16 protein-coding genes are annotated in these 19,255 nt (G+C 35.3%); 5 read left to right on the forward strand and 11 right to left on the reverse strand.

Features of this window, described 5'->3' with window-relative positions; genetic code table 11:
* Position 1: 1 nt before the first annotated feature.
* The 5 genes from BN1875_RS07760 to BN1875_RS07780 all read right to left on the reverse strand — a co-directional run bounded on the left by BN1875_RS07760 (position 2) and on the right by BN1875_RS07780 (position 8,533).
* Positions 2-3,301: a GH36-type glycosyl hydrolase domain-containing protein gene (locus BN1875_RS07760; RefSeq protein ID WP_048604292.1), complete on the reverse strand. Its 3,300-nt coding sequence runs from the start codon at positions 3,299-3,301 to the stop codon at positions 2-4.
* A 21-nt stretch (positions 3,302-3,322) separates the two neighbouring features.
* Positions 3,323-5,470, reverse strand: a complete 2,148-nt coding sequence (locus tag BN1875_RS07765) for a glycoside hydrolase family 3 N-terminal domain-containing protein (protein ID WP_048604293.1) — start codon at positions 5,468-5,470, stop codon at positions 3,323-3,325.
* A 15-nt stretch (positions 5,471-5,485) separates the two neighbouring features.
* Complete coding sequence (locus tag BN1875_RS07770) at positions 5,486-6,316, reverse strand: carbohydrate ABC transporter permease (RefSeq protein ID WP_048604294.1); 831 nt, start codon at positions 6,314-6,316, stop codon at positions 5,486-5,488.
* Between the two features lie 14 nt (positions 6,317-6,330).
* A complete protein-coding gene (locus BN1875_RS07775; protein WP_048604295.1) occupies positions 6,331-7,221 on the reverse strand; it encodes a carbohydrate ABC transporter permease in 891 nt (296 codons plus the stop codon).
* A 70-nt stretch (positions 7,222-7,291) separates the two neighbouring features.
* Positions 7,292-8,533, reverse strand: a complete 1,242-nt coding sequence (locus BN1875_RS07780) for a sugar ABC transporter substrate-binding protein (RefSeq protein WP_048604296.1) — start codon at positions 8,531-8,533, stop codon at positions 7,292-7,294.
* 237 nt (positions 8,534-8,770) lie between these two features.
* On the opposite strand from BN1875_RS07780, the gene BN1875_RS07785 reads away from it, so the two are divergent.
* The 4 genes from BN1875_RS07785 to BN1875_RS07800 all read left to right on the forward strand — a co-directional run bounded on the left by BN1875_RS07785 (position 8,771) and on the right by BN1875_RS07800 (position 11,737).
* A complete protein-coding gene (locus BN1875_RS07785) occupies positions 8,771-10,378 on the forward strand; it encodes a glycoside hydrolase family 13 protein (RefSeq protein WP_048604297.1) in 1,608 nt (535 codons plus the stop codon).
* A gap of 120 nt (positions 10,379-10,498) precedes the next feature.
* Complete coding sequence (locus tag BN1875_RS07790) at positions 10,499-10,915, forward strand: MarR family winged helix-turn-helix transcriptional regulator (protein WP_048604298.1); 417 nt, start codon at positions 10,499-10,501, stop codon at positions 10,913-10,915.
* Between the two features lie 14 nt (positions 10,916-10,929).
* The gene (locus tag BN1875_RS07795; protein ID WP_048604299.1) at positions 10,930-11,496 is read left to right on the forward strand and encodes a hypothetical protein; all 567 of its coding nucleotides are present in this window, start codon (positions 10,930-10,932) and stop codon (positions 11,494-11,496) included.
* 28 nt (positions 11,497-11,524) lie between these two features.
* The gene (locus BN1875_RS07800; protein ID WP_048604300.1) at positions 11,525-11,737 is read left to right on the forward strand and encodes a hypothetical protein; all 213 of its coding nucleotides are present in this window, start codon (positions 11,525-11,527) and stop codon (positions 11,735-11,737) included.
* A gap of 123 nt (positions 11,738-11,860) precedes the next feature.
* On the opposite strand, the gene BN1875_RS07805 is transcribed toward BN1875_RS07800, so the two are convergent.
* The 4 genes from BN1875_RS07805 to BN1875_RS07820 all read right to left on the reverse strand — a co-directional run bounded on the left by BN1875_RS07805 (position 11,861) and on the right by BN1875_RS07820 (position 16,624).
* Positions 11,861-12,187: a cupin domain-containing protein gene (locus BN1875_RS07805; protein ID WP_048604301.1), complete on the reverse strand. Its 327-nt coding sequence runs from the start codon at positions 12,185-12,187 to the stop codon at positions 11,861-11,863.
* Positions 12,188-12,195: 8 nt separating this feature from the next.
* Complete coding sequence (locus tag BN1875_RS07810; RefSeq protein ID WP_048604302.1) at positions 12,196-14,151, reverse strand: heparinase II/III family protein; 1,956 nt, start codon at positions 14,149-14,151, stop codon at positions 12,196-12,198.
* A gap of 20 nt (positions 14,152-14,171) precedes the next feature.
* Positions 14,172-15,482: a PTS sugar transporter subunit IIC gene (locus tag BN1875_RS07815; protein ID WP_048604303.1), complete on the reverse strand. Its 1,311-nt coding sequence runs from the start codon at positions 15,480-15,482 to the stop codon at positions 14,172-14,174.
* 128 nt (positions 15,483-15,610) lie between these two features.
* Positions 15,611-16,624: a LacI family DNA-binding transcriptional regulator gene (locus tag BN1875_RS07820; protein WP_048604304.1), complete on the reverse strand. Its 1,014-nt coding sequence runs from the start codon at positions 16,622-16,624 to the stop codon at positions 15,611-15,613.
* A gap of 225 nt (positions 16,625-16,849) precedes the next feature.
* Between BN1875_RS07820 and BN1875_RS07825 the strand changes: the two genes are divergently transcribed.
* Positions 16,850-17,602 (forward strand): GntR family transcriptional regulator, encoded by a 753-nt coding sequence (locus BN1875_RS07825; protein WP_048604305.1) that lies wholly within the window; start codon positions 16,850-16,852, stop codon positions 17,600-17,602.
* Between the two features lie 71 nt (positions 17,603-17,673).
* On the opposite strand, the gene BN1875_RS07830 is transcribed toward BN1875_RS07825, so the two are convergent.
* Complete coding sequence (locus BN1875_RS07830) at positions 17,674-18,501, reverse strand: PTS system mannose/fructose/sorbose family transporter subunit IID (protein WP_082147261.1); 828 nt, start codon at positions 18,499-18,501, stop codon at positions 17,674-17,676.
* Positions 18,502-19,248, reverse strand: a complete 747-nt coding sequence (locus BN1875_RS07835; protein ID WP_048604306.1) for a PTS mannose/fructose/sorbose/N-acetylgalactosamine transporter subunit IIC — start codon at positions 19,246-19,248, stop codon at positions 18,502-18,504.
* Between the last annotated feature and the right edge of the window lie 7 nt (positions 19,249-19,255).

A 19,255-nucleotide genomic window follows, 5' to 3' on the forward strand; every position in this document is an offset into this window, starting at 1 on the left:
CCTAATAAAAAATTTCAATCGTATTTGTATCTTTCAGCAACTGCTCCATATCCGTTACGTTTACTGTTAAACCACCCTCGCGATAAGGATTTTCATTAACTGTATATTCTACAGAGGTTCCATTAATTACTATCTTTTTCTCTAAATGATCATTATGAAAAACGATTTCAACATTTTTTTTCAAAAGCTTGTAATCCATAGTTAAACCATTTAATTCTTTAGGTAAAATTGGATCAAACGTTACATGCTTTGTCGTTTCACGAATACCTAAAACACTTGTAAGTAACTGATTCATGTAAATTCCAGGACCGCTTGAATAAATGCGCCAACCACCTTTTACACCTACTTGACCTTGTCTAAGTTTATCAAAATTTTCTTGTGCTTCATACCGAGTTTTGAAATCCCCGTCTGAACTACTAAAGTATACATTCGATTGTCGCAGCTCTGCATGAGGAACTCTCTTTGTAATTTGGATTGGATTAATCGTTTGCAATGCTTTCCAGGTTTCTTCTGCTTCACCAATTTTGGCCATTGCTTCTGTAAAACGAATATGTGCATGAACATATTGCAACCCAATTTCTCTACCAAAGTTAGCGGCTTGTTCTGCTCGTTTAAAGTTAGTGCTGACACCACCATGGTAATGTGCTGGTCGATTCATCAACCGTACGCCATCTGGAAACTGTAGGTATTTTTTGATAATCGCTAAATGAGCAGCTACCTGTTCCGGTGTCAAAAGTTCTGCAATCATACTTCGAGTCATTGGCAACAATCTATACTGGATTCCTGTTTTCTTATCCGTCGGATGGATCATCATTTCTGGTTGATCCTTTTTTTCCATATAAACAAATCCTGGAATCGTATCATTCCCTAGCATATATTTTTCGAAGTCTGCTTTAATCCCGTCTTTTAATTGAGACAAATGAGTTGCAAACTCAGGTTCTTCGTTTTTTAGAACAATACTTAATTTATTGATGACCTGATAAGTCAAAGCAACTGTCCAACTACTTGCCATATGTTTTTTCAGTTTGTTGTCATACGGTTGTAACGTATCGTCCCAGTCACCATCACCATAGCATGAAAGGTACGTTTCTTCTAGGAAATTTTTCTCAATATAAGCAATTTCTTTTTTCAAATGTTCAAACAATGAATACTGATCTTTTGTTTTTTTGAACGTTTTTCGATCAGTAAAAGGTATGCTTACTTTTAATAATTCAAAGTCTTCTGTTTTTTCAAGATAATCTGCTACTACTTTCATAGGCCAGACGATAACATCTCCATGACTTTCGTCTGCTTTTACAGTTTCATAACGATCAAACATGAACCACTGAGGCCAATTTCCATCATTATCAAATTGATTTGCATAAATCGTTTTGATAATACTTCCTACAATCTCTGGTCGATTAACGGCAAAGAAAAATTCAGTCGGTCCTTGCGAAACGTCACGAGTTCCCCAAGCAGCACCACCATATTGTTCTAACCCATGTGGTGAAAGATAATGAACCAACATGTTATGTGTGTACCAGCGTGCTAATACATTGGTACTTTCCACCTCAGCATCGTCATGCTTTAATTGAAAATTATTCAATAGTCCATCAATAAATGAACTAAATTTTGTTTCTTCGGCTACTTGAGTTGTAGCAGTGTGCACAAATTTTTCTCCCGTCAAGCTTCCTTGAATTGTCATAGTGAATTCTGCTGTAGGAACAGGTAATAAAATCTGTAAATTGGGATCATCTGTCTGTACACCGAATATTCGCTCATCTGTAACTTGAAAATCTTTATTTAAATTCAAATAATAAACTAAATTCGGATACTCTGTATGAATCACAGAATCCGTTGCCGCAGTAATCTTTAAAGAATGATCCTCTTTTTTCACCAGATACTTAGGGATCTCTGCATCATTCATTAATAAATGGTTACTAATAGCTAACGTGTACTCTTTCTTTTTCTCACTGCTGAATACCGTTCTGACTTCACGAGAGTCGGCTAATGTGTAGGTTGTAATTTTGATTAAATCGTCCGTTAGTTTATAATACCACGTTGCTTCATTCAATCCCATTTCAAATGCAGAAGGCATCGTCAACAATACCCAGTCATCTTCTCGTTTTAAATAAATTCGTTGTCCTGATTGCTTAAATACATTAAGGGAATTGCGACTATTACTCATCAGCTTATTCATCGAAGTATTCCCTAAAACAATCTGAGAATTAAAAATTCCATACATATACAAAGTGGTACTTAATGGTGGTTTATCTACAGTGAGATCCGTACCACTTAATAAAATGTGTCCATGTGCCCGTTCCATTGCTGTCTCTTTTTCTTGCAAAACAACATGTCGATATTTCTCTGTAAAGAAAGACAGTAACTGATTGCTGGAACTCTTTTCAACAAGAGTTCTGATTGGGAACAATGTTTCAATTTCTTGATCTGAGAATGTTTCACCGATTAGTGTTTTCCCAATTTTTTTTGAGAAAGATATACCTGTTTTATCTTTTTCTAGAGGAGTTAATTTTTGATAAATGGCTTGCACTAATGAGCTGTTAAAAATTGGTACTTCTACTGATGTACTTAGGTTTTCTTTCGTTCCACCGTAAAAAATAATCTCTCTTTTTTCATTATTTGTTAGTTCAGCTTTTTCTGATTGCAGAGCAATATACGCAAATTCATATTGATATACTTCATTTTCTAAACTTTCTTTGACTAAAGCTTCAGGTTTATTTGTTTTTTTATAGGATCTACCAAAAAATTGATACCCATCGGTTGAAAATCCTACAGTTTTAGATAAACTTCCTAACTCTACGACTGGAAATAATCCGTCTTGCGGTTGATTTTGTCTTGATGTGACAATATATCCGTTCTCATTGTGCATAACTTTATGATCTACATATTGTGACATGTAAGCTTCATTTGATTGGACTGCACCTTTGGATGCATTTCCAAGATCTTGACCGGAAATTACATCAACAACTTTTCCGTCTCCGATTAGCTCAACTGTCCAAAACCATATTCCTGCTTCTGATAGAGCAAATGACACATAATAAGTTATCCCTCTGTACTCCCCTTGCCACAAGATTCCATCTTTTTGAAAAGATACGGTACTCTCACTATTTGAGCCAATCAAAGGCGTAGAGAAAATAGTGTCATTTTCAAAAACTCGCAAATACAGTTGATTGCAGCTTCCATCTAAAGGATTTCCATTCAATTGGTTAATCATGATGTCATTTTTGGTTATTTCATAGAGATCACCAGTTGGTAAAAAAGTAGCTCTTACGCCATTTTGAATATACTGTTTTTGTTTCATTGAAAAATTCCTACTCCCTACTTAATTCGTCAATTTAAATTTTGCTTTCTGTAAATCACGACTGTTTGGACCAACCATGATTTCAAAAACTCCTGAATCACTGTATTTTTGATTATCACTGTGTACATAGCGAAGCATTGATTCATTTACAAAAAAGTGAATGGTTTGTGTTTCGCCAGCATTTAGATATACTTGTTTAAAATCTTTCAGCTCTTTTACGGGACGAATAACCTGTCCAAAAAGATCATGAATATACAACTGAACAGTTTCTACCCCAGAAATAGTTGATTGATTCGTCACATCTATTGATACAGTCAACGTATCGCCATGAGTTATCCTCGATTTATCTAAGTAAAGTTCTCCATATTCAAATGTGCTATAACCTAAACCAAATCCAAAAGGATATTTTGCATAATTAGAGACATCCAAATATTTAGAAACATATTTCTCATCCTGAGTCGTTTCTAATGGTCGCCCTGTACTATCACAATTATAGTAAATTGGCACTTGACCCACACTTTCTGGGAAGGACATGCTTAGACGACCACTCGGGTTATAATCTCCCCATAGAATAGACGCAAGTGCATTACCAGCTTCCGTTCCAGGAAACCAAGCTTCTACGATTCCCTTTGCACCATCAATTGCTCGAAGATCTAAAGGTCGTCCATTATATAATGTAACGACAAGTTGTGGGTTTACTTCTTTAATTTTTTCAAAAAGGTCAATTTGTGCTTGTGGCAAACGAATATCACTACGACTAGCGGCTTCTCCACTCATCCACTCTGCTTCACCTAAAGCTAAAACAACTTTATCTGCCTGTCTTGCAAGTTCAGCAGCTTCATTGACTGCTTCAAGACTAGGGTTGAAATAATCAAAAAATTTTGTTCCAACTAATATATTTTTACTTTTTTCTTTCGCTCCATCAATTAACGAAACTGCTTCAGTCATCTTCCCTTGCCATGACCAAGCACCTAGAACATCTTTCGAGGCGGCGGCAGGACCAACGATTGCAATTTTTTCTTCTTTTTTTAATGGAAGAATGTCTTCATTTTTCAGCAAAACAACTGATTTTTTAGCGATTTCTTGAGCAGCTTCACGATGCTCTTTTGATAGAATAATAGATTCCTTTTTTTCACTCGCCCCACGATGAGGATGTTCAAATAGCCCCAAATCATTTTTCAGCTCTAAAATTCTTAGTACCGCTTCATCTAATAAATCTTCTTTTATCGTCTTTTCTTCAATCAACTCTGCCAAATATTTTGTATAGCAAGTGGTCATCATTTCAATGTCCACACCCGCTTCAATCGCTAGCTTAGCAGCGGCTTTTTCATCTTCAGCTACACCGTGCGGAATCAATTCCTTTACCGCACCCCAGTCAGAAATAACCACTCCATCAAAACCAAATTCCTTCCGCAAAACATCGCGAAATAACCATTTATTTCCCGTTGCCGGAATTCCATCAACAGTATTAAAAGAGGTCATTACTAATTTTGCCCCTGCATCTAAAGCTGCTTTGTAGCTTGGTAAATAACTTTCACGTAATTTTCTTTCGGACATATCGACAGTATTGTAGTCTCGACCAGCAATAGCTGCACCATATGCAGCAAAGTGTTTGACACAAGCAGCTACTCTAGAAAAATCATGCTTAAGATCATCGCCTTGATACCCTTTAACAAAAGCCGCTGCAAATCGACTATTTAAATAAGGGTCCTCACCTGTGGATTCCATCACTCTTCCCCAACGTGGGTCCCTTACCAAATCAACCATCGGTGAAAAGGTAACGTGAACACCTGAAACTGCTGCCTCTTTCGCAGAAATTTCTGCCATCTTTTCAGCAGCTGCTAAATCCCAACTACTTCCTAGGCCTAAAGGTATTGGAAAAATCGTTCGAAAACCATGAATGATATCGGCCATAATTAATGTTGGTATTCCTAAGCGATTTCTTTTCATATATTGTTTTTGTACATGGATAGCTTCTTTTGCTCCTGCAAGCCCTAAAGTAGAACCTGCATTTTTTATGTTCTCATCTGTAAGACCTAAATCACTCATTGGTCCCGTTTTTTCTTCAGCGGCTTTAGTATAAAAATCGGCAGCTAGTTGGAGTAATTGATCGACCTTTTCATCTAAGGTCATTTGATCAATTAATTGGATTAATTTTTCTTGCTTCATTTTTACACGACCTCCTTATTTATGTCCGGATACGTTATATCCTTCTAAAATATATTTTTGTAAAAACATAAAAATGATGATAATCGGTACGACCATGAATGTTGAACCTGCCATCTGTAATGAATAATTGTTGGCATATTGCCCTTTCAATAATTGAAGACCTACAGATAAGGTATAATATTTTTCATCATTTGCCATGATTAAAGGCCATAAGAATGAATTCCAGCCTCCGATAAATGTTGCAATTCCTTGTACCGCCAATACCGGTTTTGAAATTGGAAGAATGATTCTTGAAAAGATATACCATTCACTCGCACCATCCAGCCGTGCCGCTTCCAACAATTCATTTGAAACGGTTGAAATAAATTGACGGAACAAAAAGATTCCGTATGCCCCTACTAATCCCGGCAAAATGATTCCAGCCATTGAATTTGTAAGTTTCATTGAATTCATGATCAAGTACACTGGAATCATTGTTACTTGACCTGGAATCATCATCGTAGCAAGAACCAAGTAGAACAATGGTTCACGACCTTTAAATTTGTACTTAGCAAAACCAAAACCAGCCATTGCGTTGAAAAACATTCCAAGAAATGAAAAAACTACAACAACCATGGTATTTTTAAAATAAACGGCAAAATCAAATGCACTAAATAATTCTTTAAAATTGTCCCAAGATGCATGTTCAGGTAAAATTTTTGGAGGAAACTTCATGATTTCCATGTCCGTTTTAAATGAGGATAAAAGCATCCAAACAAAAGGAAGCATCCAAACAATTGCACCAAGAGCTAGAGCTATTCCAAGAACAATCTTGACACGTCGATTGTTTTGTAATTCTTTATTCATAGTAGTAACACCTCTTATAGTTGATTTTCATCATTTTTTCGTTGCATTCTAAATTGTACTAACGTCACAATGATGATTGCTGCAAATAAAATGAATGATCCTGCTGCTGCGTAACCGAATTTACTAAATTGGAACCCATTTCTGTAAATGAATAACGCAACTGAAGTCGTACTGTCTAGCGGCCCACCATTCGTCATTACAAATGGTTCTTCAAAAAATTGTAACCACCCAATAAGTGTTGTTACTGTAACGAAAAATGTTGAAAATCGTAGAGAAGGAATCGTGATATAGCGCACCTGTTGAAATTTGGTAGCCCCATCTAGTGATGCGGCTTCATAATATTCTTTTGGTATCCCTTGGAGGGCGGCTAGAAAAATTAGCATGTTTGCACCAACTGCCCGCCAAACACCTAGAATAATCAAAGATACTTTTGCCATGACTGGATTTGTTAGCCAGGGAACAGCAGATATATGAAATAGGGATAAGATGTAATTCAAAAAACCAAAACTTGGATTGTACAGATAACTAAATACAACCGCAACAGCAACGACATTCGTAATTGCTGGCGTATAAAAAATCATTCGAAAAATTGAAAAAATCTTATTTTTCCCAAAATTAATTATTAATGCCAATCCAAGGGATAAAACAATAACGACAGGAACACCAAAGACTACATAGAAAATAGTATTTTTAATACTTTTCAAAAATACTGGATCTGTAAGAATGTCTTTATAGTTGGTAAAAGAAATAAATTTAATTTGAGACCAGTCGGCGAGCCCAGTTAGACTCATATCAGTAAAACTAATAAAAAAAGCGACAAATATTGGAATGATCGAAAAGAGTAATAATAATATCAACGCAGGTGAAATAAAAAAATAGGGGGCTTTAGTGGCTTTTTTCTTCAATTTTGATACTCCCTTTCCTAATTAAAATGTTGAAAGAGACTATCTCAAAGATAATCTCTTTCACAAATAGTTATTTATTTAGCAATGTTTCCGTTTCTTTATTAAACGAATCCATTTCCGTTTGAACGTCATTTCCACCTAAGTAAATTTGTTCAAAGTGTTTTAAATAATTTTGTGCGATTTCTTCAAATTCAGGAATCAATGGCATTGGTTCAGAGTTATTAAGTTGTTCATTGAACACGCTATAAATTGGATCATTTTTTAACTTGTCATCTTCCCAAGCTTTTGTTGCAGTTGGAAGTGCGTCAGTTAATTCCATCCATTCTAGTTGATTGTCTGGTTCTGCCATAAAATCAATAAATTTAGCTGCATCATCTTTTTTCTTTGAGTATTCAAAAATTGTTAGATTTGAACCACCCATAGAAGAGATATTATTTTCTTTTGCAGGAAGAGGTGCAATTGCCCATTTCCCTTCTACATCTGGAACTGTATCTTTCACTGCTTTAGCCATCCAAGGTCCACTGATAAACATTGGTACCATTGCATCTCCAGAGAAGGTTTGTGACACATCTAGACCTAAATCTTCTTTTGGTGCATATCCCTTTTGAATGAAGTTATTGAGGTATTCCACAGCCTCTGTAAATGGTGCCTCGTTAAAAAGTGGTTTATCTCCATCAAGTAATTCTGATCCATTTTGACGTGCAAACATGAAGCCTAATGTTTGTTCTTTTGCATCAATGTTAATACCATATTTATCATCACCGCGTTCAGATAATTTCTTCGCAGCATCTTCTAACTCATCCCAAGTCTTAGGTGCTTCACTATAACCAACAGATTCCAATACATCTGTTCGATAAAACAGCACGCGTGTTTCAGCTGCCCATGGAATCCCGTATGATTTTCCGTCAAATTGTGTTGTTTCTACAGAACCATGGTAAAAATTATCTGATTTCAAGTTATCGTATTTTTCAATATATTTTGTCATGTCTGATAAAGCTCCAGCCTTTTGAAATTCAGGCATCCATGTCGTTCCCATTTGCAAAACATCAGGTCCACTTTTTGAAGCAACTGCTGTTAATAATTTATCATGTGCATTTGACCAAGGCAGAGATTGGATTTTTACTTCAATACCTGTTTCTTCAGTGAATTTATCTGTCATTTTTGATAATTGCTTTACTTCCTCACCCATACCCCAGATATTTAGTACTTCGTCTTTTTTATCGTCATTGCCGCCTGAACCGCAGGCTGCTAAAGTCCCAAGCGATAAAACCGATGTCAACCCTAATAACAGAAGCTTTTTTGATAATTTCATTTCGTGATCCTCCAAATATTTTTTAGTGAAACGTTTCTACAAAAGGAGTATACAACGACAGCTTTAATAAAGCAAGCGTTTTCCGAATATTTTTTATTAATAACAAAATTCCGAAAAACTATTGATTTATCAGTCTTTTTTACTATAATAGACTTGTAATGTGCCTGGACATTTAAAAAAAGGAGAAAAAATAATATTAGTCAAAATAAAAACGTTTCACTAAGAGAGGAGAAAGTTATGCACACACCAAAATGGTGGCAGACAGCTGTGATTTATCAAGTCTATCCACGAAGCTTTAAAGATAGTAATAACGATGGTATCGGTGATATCTGCGGGATTACTTCAAAACTCGATTATTTACAAAAGTTGGGGATCACAGCGATCTGGCTTTCCCCTGTATATGCATCTCCAAATGTAGATAACGGGTATGATATCAGTAACTACTATGAAGTTATGCCGGAATTTGGCACAATGAAAGATTTAGAAGAACTTATCACACAGGCCAAAAACAGAAATATTCGAATTATCATGGATCTGGTTGTGAATCACACTTCCAATCAACACCCATGGTTTCTTGCAGCCCAAAATGGCGAAAAGAAATACCAGGATTATTATATCTTTAGAGACAAAGAAAATATCAACAAAATTCAATCTTTCTTTGGTGGTTCAGCATGGCAATTAGACAATACTTTACAAAAATACTATTTTCACCTATTCGCTTCTCAACAACCCGACTTGAATTGGGCCAACCCTGAACTCCGAAAAGAAATCTGGAAAATGATGCACTTTTGGCTTAAAAAAGGAATCGGCGGTTTTCGTTTAGATGTTATTGATTTAATTGGAAAAGATCCTGATAAACAAATTCTCGGAAATGGTCCTCATCTTCATGATTATCTTCATGAAATGTACCAAAACGTGTTGAAAAACTATGATGTTGTGACTATCGGAGAAACTGGTAGCGTCACACCAGAAACAGCGCCACTTTATACACAAGCAGATCGAGAAGAACTTTCCATGGTTTTTCAGTTTCAGCATATGGCACTTGATGAACAATTAGGAAAAACAAAATGGGACTTAAGAGAGCTCTCCATCCCTGAATTAAAAGAAGTTCTTTCAAAATGGCAAACAGAATTACCTGATAATGCTTGGAATAGTTTATTTTGGAGTAATCATGATCAGCCACGAATTTTATCTCGCTGGGGAAATACCCAAAATTTTAGTCTGGAAAGCGGAAAAATGTTGGCTATGATCCTTCATCTTATGCGTGGAACACCTTTTGTTTACCAAGGAGAAGAAATTGGCATGACCAATCAGATAATTCGTTCTATCGACGAAGCAGCAGATATTGAAAGCATCAATTATTACCATGATCAGCTACAAAAAGGAGCTACTAAAGAGAATATTCTTGCTTCTATCAACGTTAAAGGGCGAGACAACGCGCGAACTCCTATGCAATGGTCCCCTTCCATTTATGCAGGTTTTTCAACAAAGCAACCATGGTATCCTGTCAATTCCAACTACGATAAAATAAATGCAGAAGCTAATTTACAAGATAAGAATTCTTTGTTTTACACCTATCAAAAACTAATTAAATTAAGAAAAGAGAACCCGATTATTGTTTGGGGAACCTATCAATTGCTTGAAACCTCCGATTCGATTTTTGCATACAAACGTGAATATAAAAATGAAGCTTGGTTGGTTTGTGCCAATTTTTCCAATCATACAAACAAAATTTCTTTTCCACAGACTGCTAAAGAGACAATACTTAGCAACTATGACAAGCGATACAATGACCTAACTAGCCTTACTCTCTTACCCTACGAAACTTTTGTGGTAAGGATTTAAAAAAAAGATATTCGCTTTTGGCGAGTATTTTTTTTCATCAATTCAGTCACTTGACAGCATCGTGAAAATCAGTTATTATTTGCTTGCGCAAGTAAATTATTTTCAAGTAAGGAGAAGTCTATGAAAGAAACTGAAATTGATTTATTAGAGTGGCTCCCAATTATTTCCCGCAATTACACAATGACCCTTGATCAGCAATTGCTAAAAATCGGCTTGAATTCCAGCCTATATTACTACGTGATCAAATTATATGAGTTTGGCGATTTGCCTCAAGAAAAATTGGTCCGACTTACAGGAATCAATGCTAGCAACGTTACCCGTGCGGTTCAAAAGTTGATTCACTCTGGCTTAGTGACAAAAAAAGAAAACCCTGACGATCGCCGCGGCTTTTTACTTTCACTAACGACAGAAGGAAGAACCCTTTATCCGCAGATTCTAGATTCTTTGGAAAAAGTTACGGCAGATTTCTTGGCACCACTTTCCCCACAACAAAAAGACATTTTTGTCCAGTCCCTTAGCTTATTACGATCCCATTAGGAGGTAACGTAATTATGGATAAACTTACACTCATCCAACAATTTATCACATTTCCATCAGACTATCAGTTGACGGAACAAACAAATGAAAAAAGAAACAATCGAAAGGTAGATATTTTCCGCTATCAAAAGAATGGCGAATTTATGTTGAATGGTCCTCGAATCATCGCAATTTTCCAGAAAGACACCTTAGTAAGTTTAAAAAATTTCTCTTCGCTTCCAACAGGCACACTGTTCGATTTCCCCCGTGCAAAAACGTTTGGTGAAGAACTCTTTGAAAAAATCAACCCAACATATGCCAAGCATCTTTCTTTTCTTCGCATAGAAAAACAACAACGGAGTTATCTCAGCGAGGGAACGGCTGTCACTTTTCCGGTGGAATGGGTCAAATTTGCCCACAGTAATGGCAGCTACAACTGGGTCACTCTAGGAGGCGATGGTACGCTGATTGAAATGGAAATCGATTCACGGTGGGATTATTTTCGTGGACGGCGAAAAACAGAGATGTGGGATAATGATGATTGGGTCCTTGCCCATGAAGGAAATGGTCCTCAATTACCAGCACCACAAGCACTAGCTTAATGAAAAAGCCACGAGAGGAAGTTTGTCAATGAATGAAATAGACTACGATACGACCTTGACGTTATTGGGACAATTGCGGGAAAAATTACGACGATTGGAAGAAACCGATTATATCACTGCCTATTACAAAGGTTACAGCGCCAGCGGCATGACCTTGGCTGAAATTCAAGAAGCAACTGTGGAACTGACAGAACAGATTTTGGAGATTGAACGGTATTTGGAGGATGAGGAGTTACAATAGAATTAAGTCGCTTCTGATGATTCGCTTGGGTCCACTGATACTTTTCATATGAAAAGAGACAATTACACTCGGAGTGCCAATTGTCTCTTTCTTTAAAATTGTTATTCTTTTTAAATAAGCTTCCTACAAAAAATCTTTTCTAATTGGAGTAAACGTATCCAATACCTCAGATTCATTTTCTAAAACAATGCACCCATGAGGAACATTTGGTGCAAATTTTAGAACATCCCCAGCTTCAACTAAATATTCTTGCGTTCCTTCAAAAAATTTTAACTTTCCTTTTAAAATATAAGTAACTTGCTCTTCTGGATGACTGTGTAATTCTACTGCTTTTGTAGTATTTTTAAAGCGAACCAAGACCGACATGATATTTTCTCCATAGGTTACTACACATCGGTCAGTATTTTCATCTACTTTACTAAACTTTTGATTTTTTTTTAAAATTAACATTTTATCCCTCACAAACTTATAGTCATATTTAAGTTTATTTTTTTTTTATCTTTAAACCGAAAAATCAAACTAAATCTGTTTTCACTACTTGGATTTCCTACTGTATCGAGCAAGAACAATTCACACGGTTCATCGGTTGAAAAGATAATCTTTGCTTCGGTTTCTGGCTCCATCACTGTGAATTCTTGACAATTTGCTTTATACAAACTAGAACGAACTACACTCTCATCTAAACGTCCTTTGTAGATATCTATATGTCTATTTCTTACAAAAGTAAATTCTGACGGTATCGTTAATAGAGGAGTATCCAAGTGCTGCACTACATCAATTGTCCCTTCTTCTTCTAATTCTACTTCTGTTCGACTGATCATTTCTTTTTTCACTAATACTATCTCTTTGCTGATTTTGCTATTTGGATAAATATCTCCACTATATACTTTAAGACGATGAGGCGCTTTTGCTAAAATTTCAGAATGATATAAAATATTATTGTTCTGCTCATTAACAATTACAGAATTATGTCCTAGAGGAGTGTTATACCATTTATGAACGAGATTACTACCATAGCCAACATTTGACAAATCTTTTGAAAGAAGCTTATCTTTCACAGTAAACTCTAGATTAAACGAATCAAAATGTGCATGAGATAATGAATTAACACCATATTTTAAAAACACTTCATATTTATCATTTCTCAACACAGACAACTGTGAATCAGCAAAATGTTTAGTTTCTTTTTTTGCAATCGCTGGTAAATTTGTTTGCTCATCTAATGTGAGTAACCCTATCGTAGAGTAATCTCCAAAATACGTTTCATCTTCTATGGGAAGAGGTTTTCTTATAATTGGCAACGCTACAATATTCTGAAAGTATTGTTGAATCGCTAGATTTTCGGGATAGCTAGAAGCAATCAATTCAAAAACATTAAGATAGGTCTTCAAATTAACATTTGGCCAACCATCGTTAGGATTGGGAAATACACCATTTCTAAAGGCTATATTAAAGCTAAACGTCATCATTTTTTCAACTTTGTCTTCTAATAATTGATTTTGTTCGTTATATTTTGTTAAAAAGTAGGACAAATATCCTAGTGCTTCTAGTACATAGTGATGATAATGAATAGACCCTTCATACCAGAAACCATCTCGCGTTAATCCATTTTCTAAATGCTCGTAAATACCATATGGTTTGCTCAGATTTTCTGATTTAAATTTATCAAGAGTGAGTTCCATAACCTGGATAGCAACTTCACGCCATAGTGTAATATTATGTTCAATAAATTGTTGCTTTTTTAAAAATTCTATTGCTGGTATTAATAGTTTTTCCTTAATCTGCTGTTTTTCATTCTCAGTGAAATACGAATCTACTATCGAATAACAAAACAGAATCCGTATGAGAGCCACGGCTTCGGAAAGTCCTTGAGCCATTATTTTTCCTGGACCTTGGAAATTTATTTCATAGTCGCCAAAGTTCCAGTCCGTTTTTTGCGGATCAAAATATATTTTTTTCTCTTTAATGTCTCTTTGAACGCGATCGTATTCATCCATATTAGGTAAGATTTTATTTTTGATATGAATCTGAAACTCTCCATAATGTTGTGCGTAGAATAAAATAACCTGCCTAACAAACTTAAGATATTTTTCATCTTCTGTTTTTAAGAATACTATTGTTGCATATCTCAACATGGAGATTGTTTTGTTTCTCATAATAGTTACCCAAGCAGCTTTTTTCTTCTCATCAGTATACGTTTTTCCACAAGTAGGACAAACGTGTCTTTCTGGGGAATGAGCATCGTAGATTAAGTAACTACCATCTTCATCACAAAAGTAATGGTGTCTCCATCCAGAAAGCCACTTTGGATCATCCTTCCAGGTATCAATAAACACGTCCACTTGTTCTTTCATTTTCTCTTCATCGAACAATTTATGGCTGATATTTCTTTTTGCATTAAACTTATTACCCATCATTTCTCCTCATCTGCTGTTCAATTTTCTTCAAGTGCTTGATTTTGAGCAATTTTATCACTAATTTTCAAAAACGGAAGATATATAATTGTTCCTAAGGCAATCAGAATTATTTGAATAACTACTGCTCGCCAGTCTCCTCCAGTAGCTAAGTAACCACTGACCAAAGGAGGAGTCATCCAAGGAATAAAAACAACGGTCTTTGATACAAAGCCAATAGCGGTCAGTATATAACCAATGATTGAAAATAGAAATGGTATTCCTACAAAAGGAACCATCATTGGCAAATTAAAAACAATTGGAAAACCATAAATCAACGGTTCATTGATATTAAATAGTCCCGGAGCCAGAGCCAATTGTCCAACTCTCTTGCTTGCTTGATATTTTGAAAACACAAGAATAGCTATTAATAAAGAAATTGTACACCCAGTTCCTCCCATTTGAGTAAACACTGTAACAAATGGTTTTGTTAAAATATGCGGTGGTGTCGTCCCGTTTGAGAATGCCAGTGCATTGTCATTTATATTGGCGATTAATAAAGGTTCCAATACAGTACCAAAAATCACAGCTTGATGAATCCCAAATGTAAAAAGTAAATTTCCCAAAGTAAAAATGAATAGAAATCCCGGAAGACTTGTATTTATTTTTCTTAGTGGCTCTTGAATTAATGTAGCTATCAAAGTTATTAAATCTTTATCTGCAAAAACAATTAGCAGTGCTGACACCACAGCACAACCTGCAATTGTAAGTATCGTAGGAATCATTGCTTCGAAAGATTTTCCAACTTGCGGTGGTACATTTTCTCCCATAGGAATTTGAATTTTCTTATTATTTGCTAATTTCATAAATATTTCAGTAACTAATAACCCAACGATTACCCCTGCAAACATACTTTGTGTTCCCAAATTTTTAAATAAAATAGCTCCAGGAATCACGACTGCTTTTTCCATTTCAATTGGAATGACCGAATTCGTTACAGGCATGAAAGTAATTAATGCTGCAATTGAGACTGCTGCTGCACCAATCGCATTCGTAAAATTTTTGTGTCGTGCTAATGTATATGCACTAATTGGCGCAACAAGCAATCCACAGATATTTAAAGTAGCATTATTCAGTAAATTCCCCCAAATCTGTATCTTTTCTAAGGTCGATCCAGAAAAAACATACGGGAAAAGAACGCTATTCAGCAACGTTCCTAAACCAGCAAGAACAAAAAATGGCATTAATATTGCAAAAGTATCTCTTAAAGCCTGTAAGTGAATTTCTCCACCAATTTTTCCAGCAATTTCAGCAAATTTATTACCAAAATTATCTCCAGTATTTTCCTTCATCTCTAGTAACCTCCTAAGTTTTACTAAACCGGTTTAGTAATTATCCAAAGAATAAACCGGGTTACTAAACCGGTTTATCCTTTGTTCGTGATAATAATACTCGAAACTAGAAATCTTTGCAACCCTTTTCAGATTTTTTTTACTGATTCACGAATTTTAATTTGCGGATCATAAATATTCCTTATTTTTAGTTTTCTCTCAGGAAAATACGTTTTTTTCAATAATAAAGCTGCAGCCATCGTCCCCATCTCTGCAACCGGCTGTGCAATCGTCGTGATTGCCGGAGTAAAGAAATGAGCAAAAGAGACATCATCAATACTGATAAGAGAAAGTCTGTCCGGTAAATCAATTTCATTTTCTTTTGCCCAAACAAGGGTATCTTCCAGTAACATATCATTTGTTAGAATAAGCGCAGAAGGTGGTGTTATTAATTTCATCAGTCCGTCCAGATGAGTAGCAATGTCCTTCCTATTTGTCTGAACGATGTATTTTTTTTCTACTGAAATATTATTTTTTTTCAAAACACTGAGGTAACCATTTAGACGATCTCTTCTATTCGTAATGCTCTCCTTTTCTCCCAGAGGAAATGTTAGAATAGCGATATTTCGATGATTTTTTTTAACTAGATACTCAGCAGCCATAAATCCTGCAGCAAAATTATCTAACGTAATTGAGTCAATATTCAAATCATCAATCTTCCGATCCATGAATACTATTGGATATCCTTCGTCGAATAGCTGTTGATAGTAGCTCCGGTTTGCCACAGTTGGAAAAACAATGAGCCCATCTACCTGACGAGCTTTTAGAGCTTCAACATATTTTTTTTCTTTAGACGGATTATCATCGGTGCTTGCAACAATGACATCGATTCCTTTGTCACTAAAAAATTTTTCAATTGTACTAATTAGTTCAGTTGTAAATCTCGATGATAAAGTGGCCGCAACAATTGCTATCACATTTGTTTTCTTTTGCTTAAGACTTCTGGCAATTTGGTTTGGTGTATAATTTAGTTCTTTAATACTATTTTCAATCTTCTTTTTAGTTTGTTCACTCATATATTGAAATCTATTATTTAAATACTGAGAAACAGTACTTTTTGAAACTCCAGCATGATTAGCAACATCTTTCATGGTCACAACCATATAGTATCCTCCATTTGTGTAAATAAGTTTTTTATTAAAAGTTATCGATTGAGAAATATATATCTTTCGTTAGTAATCATAGCATAATTCATTCTTTAACAGTAATCCCACTAATATTTTTTTAGTCTCGATTTATATATAAAGATAATTGAATACACCTAATGTAATTCTAGAATTTGCTTGTGCTATACTATACACACAAACAATTATTACGAGGTGTAGATAATGAAAGCCGAAAGCAATCGTCCCCTTTATATCCAAGTTGAATCTGCAATTCGCAACGATATTCTTCAAAAAAAATATCTTCCTGGCGAACAATTGCCTACCGAAGAAGAACTGTGCAAAATTTATGGCGTAAGTAAAGTCACTGTACGCAAAGCATTTCAGTTGCTTACCACTAGTGGTTTGGTCGAACGTTCAAGAGGAAAAGGAACCTTTGTTAAACAGAGAAAAAAACAAATTTTACTTGGGGTTGAGAAAGGATTCAATGATTCATTAGGAAATAATGGTCATATAATCAAGAACAGCCTAATTCATACACAATTTCTTCCTGCTGATAATCTTCTGGCAAAAAAACTTCAAGTAAGTATTGGCGACTCGGTTATTAATATCAAACGATTAATGTTAGAAGATGATGTTCCGATTGGTATAGATGATTTTTTCACCTCTTCAAAAAAATATCCTAACTTATTAGATAATCTCAGTGGAGATACCTCTTTGTACCAATTATTATCTAACCAATATAATGTCACTGTCTCTCGATCTTCTTTAGAAATCAACGGAATAACTGCTGATGAAGAAACCGCTAAATCTTTACAGTCTTTTATCGGTGATCCACTTTTTGTAATTGATAAAACAAGTGTTGATCAGCAGGATCAAATAATTCACTACTCTACTTCTATTATTCGCTGTGATAGAGTATCCTATGTCATAGATATCTCAGACAAAACATTCATTAAAAAGAAAAATAAATTCTAAAAAAAGGACGGTACCTTATAAATTGGCACCGTCCTTTTTATCCTGATTAACTTTCTTATAACTTGAATATTTTACAAGATTCCTAAAATACTCAATACCATACCAGCAATAATCACTCCAATAAGTAAGATGTTGGTATTTATTTGTTTTTTTATTAATTTAAAAATAAATAGGGTACTAATCAACGGTAGCAACTTAGGCAGTACTGAATCCAGCATTTCTTGTAAGACTAACTCTGTCCCACCAGTTGTAAAAGTAATTGGGGTACTGAGTGGAACCATGCTGGCAATCATCCCTCCAACAACTGATAGTCCAATAATTGAAGCAAATTGCATTACTCGATCCATTAATCCCTCTTGATAAAGTTTAGCAAGGTATTTATTTCCCGAACGATAACCTAGTACAGTTCCATAATATAATGTGGCTAAGGAGGGGATTGCAAATAATCCAACAGCTAAAATCGGACCAAGAATGCTTCCATGCGTAGCAAATGACAATCCTATTCCAAAAGTAATGATTCTTAATGTTCCTTGGAAAAAAGAATCACCAATTCCTGCGAAAGGTCCCATCAAACTGGTCTTAATCATAGATATAGACTCCACATCAAAATCAGATATCTTGTTAGCATTTTGCTCTTCCATGGAAACAACAAGCCCCATGATAAAGGATGTCATTTGTGGTGTACAATTAAAAAATTCCATATGTCGTTCATAGGCTTCTTTCCTTGCACGATCATCATCTGCATAAAGTTTATCCAAAGCGGGGGCTAGTCCATACATAAATCCCATATGCATTTGCCTTTCGTAGTTCCAAGAACACATAATCGTCATCGAGCGAAAAAATATTTTTCTCAGATCTTTTTTTGTAATATTTTTCTCCAGTATCATTTGATTAGTCATTTATAAATTTGCCTCCTTTCTTGCATAATTTACTTGATCCATAATAAAGGCAATCAAGGCACTAAAAATCGTAACTCCAATTAAATCTAAATCTGAATAGGCAACAAGAAAAAAACCAAAGATAAAATACGGCCAAAGGGTTCTATTCAACATCGTGCTTAACAACATGGCAAATCCTAATGCAGATAATAAGTTTCCTGAAACCGTCAAGCCATTCGAAATAATTGAAGGAATTTGGTTGACAATTTCTTTAACTAAATCTGCTCCGAAAAAAACGGTTAAGAAAATAGGAAGGAAATAAACGAGCGCATTGAATGTAAACGACCAGTAAAGATGGATATTTTTCGCTAAATTAAAGTTTCCCTTGTTTATTGCTTTATCCGCTATATGTGCAAATTGTGCAATAATCATCCGCATAATCACACTCATAAATTCCCCAGCCACAGCTACAGGAATAGCTAACGTCAAAGCTGCTTCTGTTGAACTTCCTGTCAAAATTGCAAATGCCGTTGCAATAATACTTCCCAACTGCATGTTTGGAGGCCCTGCAGCACCAATTGAAACAAATCCCATAGAAATCAATTCAAGCGAAGCACCTAAAGTAATACCTGTTTTTATATCTCCAAGTACAAATCCAGCCAAGGTACTCAATATTAAAGGCCGTCCAATATTTTGCCGTCCAATTAGCCGCGAATCTACCACAGCAACTACACCGACTAAGCCTAATAAAATTGCTTTAAGTAACATAGACGTT

The organism is Enterococcus massiliensis (assembly GCF_001050095.1).
Lineage (GTDB): Bacteria > Bacillota > Bacilli > Lactobacillales > Enterococcaceae > Enterococcus_C > Enterococcus_C songbeiensis.